General features: G+C 71.0%; 10 protein-coding genes. 4 read left to right on the top strand and 6 right to left on the bottom strand.

Annotated elements, in window-relative coordinates; genetic code table 11:
• Window positions 1–29 precede the first annotated feature (29 nt).
• The 4 genes from AQJ27_RS29970 to AQJ27_RS29955 all read right to left on the bottom strand — a co-directional run bounded on the left by AQJ27_RS29970 (window position 30) and on the right by AQJ27_RS29955 (window position 2,906).
• On the bottom strand, window positions 30–506 hold the full coding sequence (locus AQJ27_RS29970; protein ID WP_067375374.1) for a DUF6099 family protein: 477 nt from the start codon (window positions 504–506) through the stop codon (window positions 30–32).
• 332 nt (window positions 507–838) lie between these two features.
• Entirely contained in the window at window positions 839–1,177 is a 339-nt protein-coding gene (locus tag AQJ27_RS29965) for a nucleotide pyrophosphohydrolase (protein WP_075030563.1), read from the bottom strand.
• Window positions 1,174–2,331, bottom strand: coding sequence for an AAA family ATPase (locus tag AQJ27_RS29960; protein ID WP_067375372.1), 1,158 nt, complete (start codon window positions 2,329–2,331; stop codon window positions 1,174–1,176). Before AQJ27_RS29960 ends, AQJ27_RS29965 begins: the two co-directional genes overlap by 4 nt.
• 185 nt (window positions 2,332–2,516) lie before the next feature.
• Window positions 2,517–2,906 carry a cell division protein SepF gene (locus AQJ27_RS29955; protein ID WP_054234050.1) on the bottom strand — a complete coding sequence of 130 codons (390 nt, stop codon included), beginning with the start codon at window positions 2,904–2,906 and terminating at the stop codon, window positions 2,517–2,519.
• 193 nt (window positions 2,907–3,099) lie between these two features.
• Here AQJ27_RS29955 and AQJ27_RS29950 point away from each other — a divergent pair, with 193 nt between their 5' ends.
• From AQJ27_RS29950 to AQJ27_RS29935, 4 genes are all read left to right on the top strand, one after another.
• Window positions 3,100–7,245, top strand: coding sequence for a bifunctional nitrate reductase/sulfite reductase flavoprotein subunit alpha (locus tag AQJ27_RS29950; RefSeq protein ID WP_067375371.1), 4,146 nt, complete (start codon window positions 3,100–3,102; stop codon window positions 7,243–7,245).
• 134 nt (window positions 7,246–7,379) lie between these two features.
• A complete protein-coding gene (locus tag AQJ27_RS29945) occupies window positions 7,380–7,799 on the top strand; it encodes a TOBE domain-containing protein (RefSeq protein WP_067375369.1) in 420 nt (139 codons plus the stop codon).
• Between the two features lie 178 nt (window positions 7,800–7,977).
• The gene (locus AQJ27_RS29940; RefSeq protein WP_067375367.1) at window positions 7,978–9,693 is read left to right on the top strand and encodes a hypothetical protein; all 1,716 of its coding nucleotides are present in this window, start codon (window positions 7,978–7,980) and stop codon (window positions 9,691–9,693) included.
• A 187-nt stretch (window positions 9,694–9,880) separates the two neighbouring features.
• On the top strand, window positions 9,881–12,100 hold the full coding sequence (locus AQJ27_RS29935; RefSeq protein WP_159064420.1) for an MMPL family transporter: 2,220 nt from the start codon (window positions 9,881–9,883) through the stop codon (window positions 12,098–12,100).
• 216 nt (window positions 12,101–12,316) lie between these two features.
• Here the strand turns inward: AQJ27_RS29935 and AQJ27_RS29930 are convergent, their stop codons facing one another.
• Both AQJ27_RS29930 and AQJ27_RS29925 read right to left on the bottom strand, forming a co-directional pair.
• Window positions 12,317–12,544 carry a hypothetical protein gene (locus AQJ27_RS29930; RefSeq protein WP_067375362.1) on the bottom strand — a complete coding sequence of 76 codons (228 nt, stop codon included), beginning with the start codon at window positions 12,542–12,544 and terminating at the stop codon, window positions 12,317–12,319.
• 468 nt (window positions 12,545–13,012) lie between these two features.
• Window positions 13,013–14,479 (bottom strand): WGR domain-containing protein, encoded by a 1,467-nt coding sequence (locus tag AQJ27_RS29925; RefSeq protein ID WP_067375360.1) that lies wholly within the window; start codon window positions 14,477–14,479, stop codon window positions 13,013–13,015.
• Window positions 14,480–14,546 lie beyond the last annotated feature (67 nt).

The raw sequence follows: 14,546 nt of genomic DNA, 5'->3' as shown, positions 1-14,546 counted from the left end.
GGGCGGCGGGGGCGAGCGAAGGCCCCCGTCTACCCGGTCGCCGACCCCCGCTCCACCACCCCCTGATCCCGCGCGGCCAACCGTCTCAGCATCTCCAGGACCCGGTCCCGGGACTCGTCCGCCGCGTCGATCGCCTCCATGCACTGCCAGTACCTCCCCTGATCGTCCGCCGCGCAGGCGATACCGACGAGGGCGATACCGACCTCGCCGAGGAGACCCCCGAGACACAGCAGGGACTCTCGCGCATCACCCAACTCGGTGAGCTGAGCGGCGCGCAGGTCGGCCATGTCGCGGGGCGGCGCGTCCAGCACACCGCAGCCCCGGCCCGCCAGCTCCGTCAGTCCAAGCGCCTCGCCCCGCAGTTCCGGCGGCCCCGAGACGGCGAAACGACTCCCTATGGCCTGGGCCAGGGCCTGCGCCTGCCACGCCTCCGCCACCACCTCGACCGTGTCCCCGCTCCCCGCGAGGGCACGCCTGCTCGCCCCGATGAGCCGCACCGCGTCCATGCACTGCCCCCGTCTGTCCCGACGCGCTCGTCGCACGTCCGCCCGAACTCCCCTGTCCACTACCCAGAGTGAGAGCCCGCGAGACGAAAAGCCAGAGGAAGACCGAAATCTGTGGACAGGAAGTCGAATGTGGACAACTCAACGACTCCGGAGAGTGACAATCGGACCCACCGCTTCCCCGACACCCTCACCACGGCACCTCCGCGAAGCACCGCACACCCCACCGCGGCTCTTCCACGACAACAGCGCGCACCCCGCCACGGGGCCCGCCCGTCCCCGTCCCCCGCGCCACAGCGCCCCCCGCGCCGCAGCACCCCACACCGCCGGGCCCCCTACGCCCCCTCCCCCACCGGAAACCTCCGCTCGTTCCGGTCGATCTTCGCGTCGAGCGCCGCCAACGCGTCGATGCCGAGCACCTCGCACAGCTGGAGCAGATACGCCAGCACGTCCGCCACCTCGTCCGTGACGCGGTGCGCGGTGTCCGCGTCGTCCATGACCCGCGCCGACTCCTCGGGCGTCAGCCACTGGAAGATCTCGACCAGTTCGGACGCCTCCACGCTGAGCGCGGCGACCAGGTTCTTCGGCGTGTGGTACTGCTGCCAGTTCCGCGCGGCCGCGAACTCGGCCAGCCTGCGCTGCAACTTCGCCACATCCAGTTCACTTTCACTCACGGCGTCAGGTCTACCACCGTGGTCCCCGGCACCTCGCACACCCGGACGCCATCGCCCACCGCACCCACCAGCCGGATGTGCCCCCGCTCGCACATCCGCGCCGCCAGTCGCACCAACTCCCCGGCCTGCCGCACGTCCAGCCCCCGGTCGAGGCCGTCGGCCAGCACCGTCAGCGTCTGCAACGCGGCCGGGACCTCCCCCGCCGGGTCGACCTCCAGCACGCCGGGCCCGGTGAGCAGCACCAGGGCCAGCGCCAGATACCTCAGCTCGCCGTCCCCGAGCAGCCCCAGGTGCGTACGGACACCGTCCCCGCGATCGAGGAGCGCGCGGACCGTGCCGTCGCCGAGCGGCTCGGCCAGGACGTCCGTGACGGGGCCCGCGCAGCCGGCCCGTACCGCCGTGACCAGGTGCGCGTAGCGGTGGCCGCACTCCGACCGGGTACGCCACAGCACCTCGGCGAGGTTGTCGCAGCCCCGGAGCAACCGCCCCGCGCCGAGCGGAGCGGCGGCGCGCATCCGTCGGGGGCTCGGGTCGCAGGCGTACACGGACCGCAGGGCGACCACCATCTGCTCGGCCGCGGCCAGGACCCGCCGTTCACCGTCCGTCCGGCCGGCGACGCGCAGTGGCAGCAGCGCGGTGCCGAGGCGGTCGTCGGGGAGCGGGCCCCGGGTGACCGCCGACGAGCCCGCCGTGTGCCAGGCCGCCTGGACGACACGGCGGCCGGGGTCCCGTAGCGCGGTCTCCAGGAGGGTCAGGCCGCCCGCGGTCAACCGCTCGCCGACGATGCGCAGTTCGGGCTCGGCCTGTACGGCGACATCGAGCCGTACGGGTCCTTCGGGGCCGTCGACCGTGCAGCCGATGCGGAAGCCGCGCCGTCGCTGGGCGTCGGGCCGGGCGCGTTCGGGGACGCAGGAGACCGGGTCGGGGAACACTTCGCCGAGCGCGGCGCCGCCGCCGAGCCGCGCCAGTGCCTCGTACGCCCGCAGGGCACCGGTCTTGCCGCTGCCGCTGGGGCCGGTGAAGAGAGTGAGAGGGCCGAGCGGGAACCGGGCGCGCCGGTGCGCGGCGAAGGCGGCGAGCCTGAGTTCGGTGGCGCCGGGCCGGTCGGGGCGCGCCTCGGCCTGGGCGGGGGCCGCCAGAGATGACACGGTCATATGTGGACGGTAAGGGCCCCTCGCCGGGCGAACCGCAGGCGAACCGTTACAGCCCGGCGGCCTTCCCACGATCGGGGGACCGGCGCGCGCCCGCGCGCGGCGCCCGGTCCTGGACGCCCCTGGTCAGATCCCGGGAACCCCCGCCCTCCCCTGATCAGATCCCGGGAAGCCCAGCCCTCCCTTGATCAGATCCCAGGAACCCCCGCCCCTTCCATCAGCCCTCGCACCTCGGTCCCGCGCGGTGTCAGCAGGAACACGTTGCGGTCGACCCGGTGCATGCCGCTCGCCAGACCGAAGACCACCCCCGTGCTGAAGTCCAGCACCCGCTTGGCGACCTCGGTCTCCGCGCTGGTCAGGTCGAGCAGGACGGGGATGCCCGACATCAGCGTCTCCGCGACGTCGCGGGCGTCCGCGAACACATTGACCCGCAGGACCACGAAGCGGCGCCGCGCCTCGGTCACGGCCTCGGGTATCGACCGGTGATTCACCGCCGAGGGCCAGGCGTCCCGGCCCCGCAGCGGAACGACCTGGGCGAGCCCTTCCCACTGCTCGTCGGTGACGTCGTGGCTGTTCACTGGCCCACCCCGTCCTGGCTCGCACTCATTGTCTGCACCGGCCAATTCTTACGCATGGTCACCCGTTCGGCCCAACAGCGACACGGTCCGCGACACCCTCACATCGCCCGTCGGCCGGTTGTGCAGCGGGCGTAACCCCCCAAGATCAGACCATGTGACATCCGCGTAACGGGCAATTCGTACTGTCGTCGGCATGACCACGACCCCCCGCCCGGAGCAGGTCCGGACCGTCTGCTCGTACTGCGGTGTGGGCTGCGGCATGGTCCTCGACATCGGCCGGGGACCGGACGGACGGCGTACGGTCCTGAAGGCGTCCGGGGACAAGCACCACCCCGCCAACTCCGGTCGGCTGTGCACCAAGGGCGCGACCACGGCCGACATGCTCGCCGCGCCCGGCCGGCTGACCACGGCGCTCGTGCGCGAGGACCGCGGCGAGGAGCCACGTCCCGCCCCCGTCGACGTGGCCCTCGCCGAGACCGCCCGGCGTCTGCGCGCGATCATCGACGAGCACGGCCCGGACGCCGTCGCCTTCTACGTCTCCGGGCAGATGACCCTCGAAGCGCAGTACCTCGCCAACAAGCTGGCCAAGGGCTTCGTCGGGACGAACCAGATCGAGTCGAACTCACGGCTGTGCATGGCGAGCGCGGGCACCGGCTACAAGCTGTCGCTCGGCGCCGACGGACCGCCGGGGTCGTACGACGATCTCGACCGCGCGGACGTGTTCCTCGTCATCGGGTCCAACATGGCCGACTGTCATCCGATCCTCTTCCTGCGGCTCATGGAGCGTGTGAAGGCCGGGGCCAAGCTGATCGTCGTCGATCCGCGGCGCACCGCGACGGCGGCGAAGGCCGATCTGTTTCTGCAGATCAGGCCGGGGACCGACCTCGCGCTGCTCAACGGACTGCTGCACCTGCTGCACGAAGGCGGCTACACGGACCCGGGCTTCATCGCCCGGCACACCGAGGGCTGGGAGGCGATGCCCGCGTTCCTCGCGGACAGTCCGCCCGCGGCCGTCGCCGAGATCACCGGCATCCCGGAGGACGACATCCGGGCGGCGGCGCGGCTGATCGGTGAGGCCGGGGAGTGGACGAGCTGCTGGACCATGGGGCTCAACCAGTCCACGCACGGCACCTGGAACACCAACGCGCTCGTCAATCTGCATCTCGCCACCGGCGCCATCTGCCGGCCCGGCAGCGGACCGTTCTCCCTCACCGGGCAGCCCAACGCCATGGGCGGGCGCGAGATGGGGTACATGGGGCCCGGGCTGCCCGGGCAGCGGTCGGTGCTGGTGGACGAGGAGCGTGCCTTCGTAGAGGAGTTGTGGGGGCTGCCGGTCGGGAGCATCCGCAAGGACGGGGTGGGGCAGGGCACCGTCGAGATGTTCCGGAAGATGGCCGAGGGGGACATCAAGGCCTGCTGGATCATCTGCACCAACCCCGTCGCCTCGGTCGCCAACCGCCGGACCGTCATCGAAGGGCTCGAAGCCGCCGAGTTCGTCGTCACCCAGGACGTCTTCGCCGAGACCGAGACCAACGCGTACGCCGATGTCGTGCTCCCCGGCGCGCTGTGGACGGAGGCCGAGGGCGTCCTGGTCAACAGCGAGCGGACGCTGACCCTGGCACGGGCCGTCGTCGACCCGCCCGGGGAGGCGCGGGCGGACTGGCGGATCATCGCGGCCGTCGCCCGCGCCATGGGGTACGAGAAGGAGTTCTCGTACGACAGTGCCGAGCAGATCTTCGAGGAGATCAAGGGGGCGTGGAACCCGAAGACCGGGTGGGATCTGCGGGGTGCCTCCTACGAGCGGCTGCGGGGCGGGCCCGTGCAGTGGCCCGTGGCGCGGGAGGACGGGCCCGCGCGGAATCCGATCCGGTATGTGGAGCCGGCGGGCGACGGTGAGCTGTCGTTTCCCACCGCGAGCGGGCGGGCCGTCTTCTACGCGCGGCCCCATCTGCCGCCCGCCGAGATGCCCGACGACGACTTTCCGTTCGTGCTCAACACCGGACGTCTGCAGCACCAGTGGCACACGCTGACCAAGACGGGGAAGGTGGCCAAGCTCAACAAGCTCAACCCCGGGCCGTTCGTGGAGCTGCATCCTCAGGACGCGGCCGCGCTCGGGATCGTGGAGGGGGACTCGGTGGAGGTCGCCTCCCGGCGGGGGCGGGCGGTGTTGCCCGCGGTGGTGACGGACCGGGTGCGGGTGGGGTGCGTGTTCGCGCCGTTTCACTGGAACGACCTGTTCGGGGAGTACCTGAGCATCAACGCGGTGACCAGTGACGCGGTGGATCCGGTGTCGTTCCAGCCGGAGTTCAAGGTGTGCGCGGTGTCGCTGGCGCGCGTTGCCGCCCGAAGGGCGCTTCCGGGGACGCCCGACGGGCCGGAGACACCCGACGGATCGAAGGCGCCCGACGGGTCGCAGATCCCAGACGGGCCGAAGATGCCCACCCGAGTCGCGACGGCGCCCGAAGGCTTCGGTCTGGAGCCCGCTCCCCCGCCCGTGCTCTCCTCCGTCGAGCGGCAGTACCTCAGCGGCTTTCTCGCCGGGCTCTCCTCCGGGCTCCCGGGCGTGCCCGTCCTCCCCCCGGACGCCCCCTTCGACCCCGAGCACGCCCTCTGGGTGAACGGCGTGCTCGCCGGGATGTACTCGCGCTCCGCGCCCCCGGCGGCTCCCGCGCCGGAGTCCGCGCGCCGTGAGGTGGCGGTGCTGTGGGCCTCGCAGACCGGGAACGCGGAGGAGTTCGCGACGGCCACCGCCGAGCGGCTCACCGCCACCGGGCACCGGGCGCGACTGGTCGGGATGGACGAGGCGGACGTCGGCGCGCTCGCCCGCAGCGCCGACCTGCTCTTCATCACCAGCACCTTCGGGGACGGTGACGCGCCCGACAACGGGTCCGGCCTGTGGGACACCCTGTCCGGGCAGGAGGCTCCGCGGCTGGACGGCGTGCGCTATGCCGTGCTCGCCTTCGGCGACTCCTCGTACGACGACTTCTGCGGGCACGGGCGTCGGCTGGACGCGCGCCTGGACGAGTTGGGCGCCGTACGCCTGGCTCCCCGTACGGACTGCGAACCGGACTACGAGCCGAACGCGGACGCCTGGCTGGAGCTGATCCTCACCGCGCTCGGCGGACGGACCGAGACACCCAGGACACCCGATGCACCCGAAACATCCAGGGCGTCCGAGTCGCCCCGGACCGCCAACCCCGCCAGGCCCGCCAAGCCCGCGCCGCCAGCCGCCACCGCCCGTCTCACCGGCAACCGGCTGCTCAGCCTGCCCGGCGCCGGCAAGGAAGTGCGCCGATTCACCTTCGACACCCGGGACAGCGAGAGCCCGCTGCCGTACGAGGCGGGGGACGCGCTCGGCGTGCGGCCCGTCAACTCGCCGGGTCTGGTTACCGAATGGCTGGAGACGATTGGCGTCGACAGCTCAACGTCCGTCGATGTGACGGGTGTGGGTGAGGTCACCTTCGGCGAGGCCCTGCTTCGGCATTTCGACATCACGCGGATCACCCCGGATCTGCTGCGCTTCGTCGGTGAACGGACGCGTGACGGCCGCGAGTTGAGGAAGCTGCTGCGTCCGGACAACAAGGGAGAGCTGGCCCGCTGGTCGTGGGGGCGGCAGTCCGTGGACGTCGTGGCCGAGCATCCGGTGCACGCGTCGGCGGCGGAGTGGGCCGAGGTGTTCAAGCGGTTGCAGCCCCGGCTGTACTCGATCTCGTCGAGTCCGCTCGTCGACCCGTACCTCGTCTCGCTGACCGTCTCCGTGGTGCGGTACGAGAATCCGGGCGGCCGAGCGAGGGGCGGGGTCTGTTCGCCCTTCCTCGCCGATGCCGAACCGGAGGCGGAGGTCCCGGTCTTCGTGCAGCGGTCGCCGCACTTCAGGCCCCCGGCGGACGCGACGACACCCATGGTGATGGTGGGGCCCGGTACCGGAGTCGCGCCGTTCGTCGGATTCCTCGAGGAGCGCCGGGCGCTCGGCCATCGGGCGCCGAACTGGCTGTTCTTCGGCGAGCAGCACCGCGCCACCGACTTCTACTACGAGGACGAGCTGACCGGACTGCTCGACGACGGCACGCTCACCCGGCTCGACACGGCGTTCTCGCGCGACCAGCGCGCCAAGGTCTACGTGCAGGACCGGATGCGTGAGCACGGGCCCGAGCTGTGGCACTGGCTCCAGGACGGCGCCCGCTTCTATGTGTGCGGAGACGCCTCGCGGATGGCCAAGGACGTCGACCGGGCGCTGCGGGACATAGCCGTCACGCACGGCGGTCTGGGCGGAACGGAGGCCACCGCGTACGTCAAACAGCTGGCGGCGGAGAAGCGGTACGTACGGGACGTGTACTGAGACACGGGAGACACGGGGTGTGGTGAGCCCACCGAGAGCCGCGAGTTGCACATAATTGGCGAACCCGACCATTCGTAGCGTGCCGGCATCCCTCGTTCGCTGTCCCACCGCACCGCACATTGAGGCGTACCCCCATGAGCCTGAGCATCCGCAACCAGCTCCCCGGAACCGTCACCTCCGTCACCCCGGGCGAGGTGATGGCGACGGTCAAGGTCCGCCTCGACGGCGGTCAGGACCTCACCGCGGCCATCACCGCGGAGGCGGTCGAGGATCTGGGTCTCACCACGGGCTCCACGGTCCGCGCCCTGGTCAAGTCGACGGAGGTGTCCCTGGCCACCGGGCCGGTCGACGGGGTGAGCATCCGCAACCAGTTCCCCGGCACGGTGACGGAGGTCTCCACGGGCGGGGCCATGGCCCGCGTCAAGGTCGAGGTCCCGGGCGGCGAGCTGACCTCCGCGATCACCAAGGACGCGGTGACGGAGCTAGGCCTTGCGGTCGGATCGACGGTCGTCGCACTCATCAAGTCCACCGAGGTGTCCCTCTCCAACGCCTGAGACACCCCAGTATGTCCCGCCAAAGCATGAGACGCCCTTATATGAGATGCTCCCGCACGACACGCACCCACATCGGCCGTAAACGCTCTTCTTACCACCCTCATACCGGACTCTTCACGTCCGGCATCACGGCCTTCATCTGCGGGAATTACCGTCCAATCCCGTGTACTTGGCAGAAATGAGGCCGTCGACCACCGGCCAGAAGGCCCTCACGAAGGCGTCGCCCGACGAGACGCCCGCGCAGTGGCACCGCGTCCTGACCCTGCTCGCCGACATCAGCCTCTTCATCGGCACGCGCCCGATGTGGACGGCGGCGGCGAGCCACCGGCTCGCCGTCGCGGCGGTGATCTCGGTCTGCTACGCCTCGATCCTGGTGACGGGCGTCCTGACGCTGACCGTGCGCCGGGCCCGCTCGCTGGCCCGCCTCGACCTCGTGATCCTCGTGACGGCCGTGACGCTCGCGATGTGCGGGTTCGCCATGTACCACGGCGGCGGTGACGAGTCGGTCCTCACCGCACAGGCCGCCCGTGAGTTCGTCGCCGGGCACCAGGTCTACGACCAGCCGTGGCCCTGGCTCTTCGGGCAGCACGGGGTCGCCCTCACCCCGACGATGACCGGCGGCTACGACTACACGTACGGCTATCCGCCGCTGCCCCTGCTGCTCAGCGCGCCGCTGCTGTGGGTCGGACACGGGGCCGCCCCCGCGGTCCTCACCGCCACCGGCGCCCTGATCGTGGGCACGATCGTGATGTGGCGGATGCTGCCGACGCAGTGGCGGTCCGCGGCCACGCTGGTCTGCCTCGGTCTCGGCCTGCTGACCGCGTACGCCCGGCTCGGCTATCCGGCGATCGTCGCGTGTGCCTTCCTCATCCCGGTGGTGGTGGGCTGGCCGCGGATGGGCTACGGCGGACGGAGCGACTGGGCGCGGGCGGCGTGCCTGGGCGCGGCCTGCGCCTCGCAGCAGCTGCCGTGGTTCCTCACGCCGTTCCTGCTGGCCGGGGTCTACGCCCTGCGCCGCGGTGACCTCGGAGCGCGCGCGGCGGCGTCCGCCGTGGGCCGGATCGTAGGGGTGGCCGCCCTGACCTGGCTGCTGATCAACGCGTACTTCATCGTGAGCGAGCCACGCAGCTGGTTCTCCGGGATCGCGCTCCCGCTCACCCAGCAGGCGAACCTGCACGGTCAGGGCCTGGTCGGCATCTCGCTGTACTTCACCGACGGCAGCGACCGGCTGTCCTGGTACTCGCACGCGAGCATGCTGCTGGCCGCCGGGCTGCTCGGGCTCTTCGTGTTGTTCATGCGGCGGCTGGGACCGGCCGCGGTGGTCCTGCCGTGGTGCGCGTTCTTCCTGGCGACGCGTTCGCAGGACGGCTACTACCTGATGATGACGCCGCTCTGGCTGGCCGCCGCCGTGACCGCGCCGCCGTCGGCCTTCACCACGGCGTGGCAGCCCCGGCCCGCCTTCCTGCGCGGCCCGCACCGGCAGCGGGCGCGCATCGCCACCGGCGTGCTGCTGATCGTCCCCGCCCTGGTCGCGTCGACCCTGGCGGTGACGGGATCGCCGCCCCTGAGGATGCGGCTGGTCGGCGAGAGCCGGACCACCACCGCCAAGACCGTGACCGCGCTCACCGTCCGCGTCACCAACCTCGGCGACACGGCCCTCACCCCGCACTTCACCCTGACCACGGGCCAGGGCATGGGCCGCTACTGGTCCATCAAGTCCGGCCCCGCCACCCTCGGCCGGCACGCCTCGGCCAGCTACGAGCTCCTGCCGCCCTCCGGCAGGTTCACCCTCCCCGGCGCCGGAGTACGCATCCGGCTGCGGGCCGTCTCGGCCACGCCGATGACGCTGTCCAGCACGGATCTGCACCTGAAGGCCCCGGCAAGCACCCGCTAGGGCCCCCTGACGTACGCCGCCGGTCGCGGTTCTCCGCGGCCGGCGGTAGACGTCAGGAGGATGATCCGGAAGCGGCGTACTGCGTTCTCAGTAGTCGCAAATGTCGGCACGTGCACGACGACGGGAGGGGTCTGCCACGGGGAACCTGATGGGGTTCCCGAGATCGGACGAGTGGAGACCTCAGCCCGTGGCTACCTTCCTTTATCGACTGGGCCGTACGGCCTTCCGGCGGCGCTGGTACGTCGCCCTCATATGGGTGGCCGTCCTGGCCGCTGTCGGCTTCGGTGCGGCCAAGGCTCCCGCCGCTCCTGATCCGAACAACTCCATGCCGGGGATCGAGTCCCAGAAGGCGTTCGACCTCATGGAGCAGCGCTTCCCCGGGGCGAAGGCCGACGGGGCGAACGCCCGGATCGTCTTCGTGGCCCCCGACGGCCAGAAGATCACCGCCGCCGGGAACAAGAAGACCATCGACAAACTGGTGGACGAGGCGGCCGACGGCTCGCAGGTCGCCAGCGCGGTCAGCCCCTTCCAGGCGAAGGCGATCAGCAAGGACGCCACGACGGCGTACGCGACCGTCACCTACAAGGTGAAGGCCGACGACCTCACCGACGCCAGCAAGAACTCTCTGAAGGACGCGATAGCGCAGGCCAAGAAGTCCGGCCTGACCGTCGAGGTCGGCGGCACGGCGCTGGCGACCCAGCCCGCCGCGGGCGGCTCGGCCGAGGCGATCGGTATCGCCATCGCCGCGCTCGTCCTGATCATCACCTTCGGTTCACTGACCGCCGCCGGGCTGCCGCTGCTCACCGCGATCCTCGGCGTGGGCGTCTCGATGGCCGCGATCATGGCCCTGTCCAGCACGCTCGGCCTGTCCTCCACCACCGGCACCCTCGCCACCATGCTCGGCCTCGCCTGCGGCATCGACTACGCCGTCTTCATCGTCTCCCGCTACCGCGAGGAACGCGCCAAGGGCCACACCCCGCAGGAAGCCACGGGCCTCGCCACCGGAACCGCCGGATCCGCCGTCGTCTTCGCCGGCCTCACCGTCGTCATCGCCCTCGCCGGCCTGTCCGTCGTCGGCATCCCCATGCTCACCAAGATGGGCCTCGCCGCCGCCGGAGCCGTCATGGTCGGCGTCGTCATCGCGCTGACCCTGGTCCCCGCCCTCCTCGGCTTCTGGCCCAACGCCGTACTCTCCCGCACGGCCCGCAAACGCGGACGGATCAAGGAAGGCGGCGAGAACAACGGCGGCAGCCGCTGGGCACGCCTCGTCCTGCGCCGCCCCCTCCCGGTACTCCTGCTGTCGGTCGCCGGCCTGGGCGCCCTCGCCGTACCGGTAATGGACCTCCAGCTGGGCATGCCCGGAGACGAGGCCAAACCCACCTCCACCACCGAGCGCCGTGCCTACGACGACCTCGCCAAAGGCTTCGGCCCCGGCTTCAACGGCCCCCTGACCATCGTCGTGGACGCCAAGAACGCCACGAACCCCAAGACCGCGGTCACCACCATCGAGAAGAAGATCAAGGCCACCGACGGCATCGTCTCCGTCTCCCCCGCCCGCTTCAACACCACGGGCGACACCGCGGTCTTCTCCGCCGTCCCCACCACCGCGCCCACCGACAAGAAAACCCAGGACCTCGTCAAGACCATCCGCAACGAACGCCCCGCCACCGAAGCCTCCACCCACGCCGAGTTCGAGGTCACCGGCACCACCGCCCTGAACATCGACATGGCGGAAAAGACCCAGAACGCCCTCATCCCCTACCTCATCGTGGTCGTCGGCCTGGCCATCCTGCTCCTGATGGTGGTCTTCCGCTCGATCCTGGTCCCCATCAAAGCGGCCGTCGGCTTCCTCCTGTCGGTACTCGCCGCGCTCGGCTCCGTCGTCGCCGTCTTCCAGTGGGGCTGGCTGGCCTCACTCCTCGGCGTCGAGACCACCGGCCCGATCATGAGCATGATGCCGATCTTCCTGGTAGGCATCGTCTTCGGCCTCGCAATGGACTACGAGGTGTTCCTCGTCGCCCGGATGCGCGAGGCCTACGTCCACGGCAACAGCCCCAGCCAGGCCGTCCAGAGCGGCTTCCGCCACAGCGCCCGCGTCGTGGTCGCCGCCGCGCTGATCATGATGGCCGTGTTCTCCGGCTTCATCGGCGCCGGCGAATCCATGATCAAGATGATCGGCTTCGGCCTCGCCATCGCCGTCATGTTCGACGCATTCATCGTCCGCATGGCCTTCGTACCCGCAGTCCTGGCCCTGCTCGGCGAAGCCGCCTGGTGGATGCCCCGCTGGCTGGACCGCATCCTGCCCAAAGTCGACGTCGAGGGCGAGGCGCTCACCCAGCAGTCGACGATCGCCCCGACGCCCCCGGCACACGACGACCCGGCCGCACAGGAACCGGCCCGCGTCTGACCGCCCCCGCACGCCGGAGGGCCGCCCTCCGGCGGGCGGGTCGAGCGGTGGCCGGCCGTCCTCCTGCTCGGTCGGCCGCGGCCAGTAGAGCCTGGCGATCAAGTCCCGCACCCTGGCCCGCGCTCCCGCCCAGCGACCGGCCCGCAAGGCCCAGGTCACACTGCGGGGCCTCCTACGAATACGGCGACAACTGCCCTACGCACCGCACCAGTTCACTCACCCGTGGTACAGCACACGGACGACGTACGCGTCGGCCGGAAGTGCGTCGAGGTACTCGTTGAAGTCGTCGGCGAAACGGGCGACCGGGTCTTCGCCCACGAGGTCCTCCAGTTCCGGGTTGTCCAGGAGCGCCGCGATGACAGGCTGCGTGCGGAAGTCCTCCAGCACCTGTGTCTGCGGATAACCCTCGGGGTCGGCGAAGTGCCGGGCCCGGAAGTCGCTCATGGCGCGCGCTTGCGGGTACCCGGAGGCAAACGCCTGCCAGGCCTCGAAAGCCCGGCGCGCCTTGGCGGCTGCCTGCGCGCGGGGGCATTGGAGGTCCAGCAACGCGCGGTCCGCCGTCGCACAGCGAGGGCGGAACGCTGCGCGGCTCTCCGGAAATGGTTTCGGACCCCCGGATGAGGCGCGGGTCCGCCTCGTGCCCCGGGACGACCGGGAACTCGCCGCCCCGGCCGTCGATCCGCCAGTAGTCCCACCAGGTCTCGACGTCCGGCACACCAGGTCCGGCGTCGCGGTTGTAGTCGTACGGCGCCATGGCCGCACCGACGGCCCGGAGGACGTCCCCCCGGGGCACACCGGGGGGACGCACACGGTCACTCGCTCTTTCGCCATGGCCCATTCCTCGGCCTCGGCCTCGGCCTCGTCCTCACGCTCGTGCCATCGGCACCGGGTCGCACAACACGCGGCCGTCTGTCACACCAGACGCCTGATCTCTCCGCGCACCCGGTAGAAGCCACCCACCGAGGAGTGCAGCGCGTCCACCACATAGCGGGCGCCGGGCTGGCGTATCGCACGCGGGAACTGCACGTTCCAACTCGGCTCATAGCCCTCGGAGACCACGTGCACGCGCACTCGGCCCCCTTCCTGAGTGCACTCCACGACGACCCCGCTCCCCGGCGCGGGGACGGCGCTGACCGTGGCGACGGAGGCGGCGGTGGTCAGCGGTGCGTACGTCGGCAGGGCGGCCGCCAGTTTGATGTCCGCGGCGACCGGGACGGTGCCCGACTGGGCGGCGTTGATCGCGGCCTCGCTCGCGTCGATGCAGGCGAGCGAGCCGTCCGTGGAGACGATGTACAGCCTTTCGTCGTGGTACTGCATGGACAGCGCCGAACCGCCGCCCGTGCCGAGCTTCCACAGCCGGGTGCCGTCGGCGGTGAAGCAGTAGACGGAGGAAGCGGAGTCGCCCGCGAAGACGTACCGCCCGCCGGGGGACGTGGCGCACGAGTACACCGCGGCGTCGCACGCGTAGGAGGCCTCGATCCGCCCGTCGGACTTGGCGAGCCGCTGGACGACCCGCCGCCCCGTCCCGGCGTAGACGGCGTTCTCCTCCTGCCATCCGAAGAGCACGTTGCCGTTGGTCGCGGTGTGCCAGAGCTGGCTGGTGCCGTCCGCCGCGTACGCCGTCACACCGCGGCTGTGCCCGTGGTACACGGCGTGGTCGTCGGCCCGCACCATCCACGCGTTGTCCCCGGACGAGTTGCGCGACCACTGGAGCTCGTCCTCGTGGTCGATGACCGTCAGCCCGCCGTTGCGGTCGGAGACGTTCAGCACGCCCGCGTGAATGTCCAGCCAGAAGATGTCCACCTCGGCCGCTATCTCGTAGGCCGCGAACGGCACCTTCGAGGAGAGGTCGTACACCCGGCCGTCGTCACAGCCCGCGTAGATCCAGAAGTCGTCCGCCACCAGGCACTTCACACCGTCCGGCAGGGAGTAGTGAGCCAACACCTCACCGTCGTGGCTCAGGTTGTAGACGCTGCCGTGCTGGTTGCCCACCCAGCAACGGTCCTCGTCGACATGGATGCCGAACGCCGAGGCGCCCGTACGGAACCGCCACAGCACCGGGGCCGTCGCCCGCGCCGTGGACGGGGCGGACGTCACCTGACGATGCGTCACGGGCCGGGCCGCGCGCTGCCCCTGGACGGCGGGCGCGTACCCCTTGCGCACCTTCTCCGCTATCTTCTTCGCCGCCGCCACGTTCGCCTTCTCGACGGTCGGAAACGCGGAGGTCTGACGCTGCCCGTCCACACCGATCCGTCCGTACCGCACGGAGACGGTGGTCCCCTCGACGGTCACCTCGTAGAACTTGTGGGCACCGCCGCTCTCCTGGGACAGCTCCAGATACGTCGTGTTCCCCGACTGTCGTGCCTGCGCAGCGGACACAGCACACCCCTCCCCAAAGGCCCGGTCGGCCGCATCGGCCGTCTTCCAGTGACTCCAAACTAGTGGT

The sequence above is a fragment of the Streptomyces olivochromogenes genome, assembly GCF_001514115.1.
Classification (GTDB): domain Bacteria; phylum Actinomycetota; class Actinomycetes; order Streptomycetales; family Streptomycetaceae; genus Streptomyces; species Streptomyces olivochromogenes.
The sequence above is the reverse complement of the archived record's forward strand: the minus strand, read 5'-3'. Positions and strand labels throughout refer to the sequence as shown.

Bases quoted from the DNA above. Each gene is read 5' to 3' on its own strand.
- AQJ27_RS29970 (WP_067375374.1), bottom strand. From the start codon at position 506: ATGGACGCGGTGCGGCTCATCGGGGCGAGCAGGCGTGCCCTCGCGGGG.
- AQJ27_RS29960 (WP_067375372.1), bottom strand. From the start codon at position 2,331: ATGACCGTGTCATCTCTGGCGGCCCCCGCCCAGGCCGAGGCGCGCCCC.
- AQJ27_RS29950 (WP_067375371.1), top strand. From the start codon at position 3,100: ATGACCACGACCCCCCGCCCGGAGCAGGTCCGGACCGTCTGCTCGTAC.
- AQJ27_RS29945 (WP_067375369.1), top strand. From the start codon at position 7,380: ATGAGCCTGAGCATCCGCAACCAGCTCCCCGGAACCGTCACCTCCGTC.
- AQJ27_RS29940 (WP_067375367.1), top strand. From the start codon at position 7,978: ATGAGGCCGTCGACCACCGGCCAGAAGGCCCTCACGAAGGCGTCGCCC.
- AQJ27_RS29930 (WP_067375362.1), bottom strand. From the start codon at position 12,544: ATGAGCGACTTCCGGGCCCGGCACTTCGCCGACCCCGAGGGTTATCCG.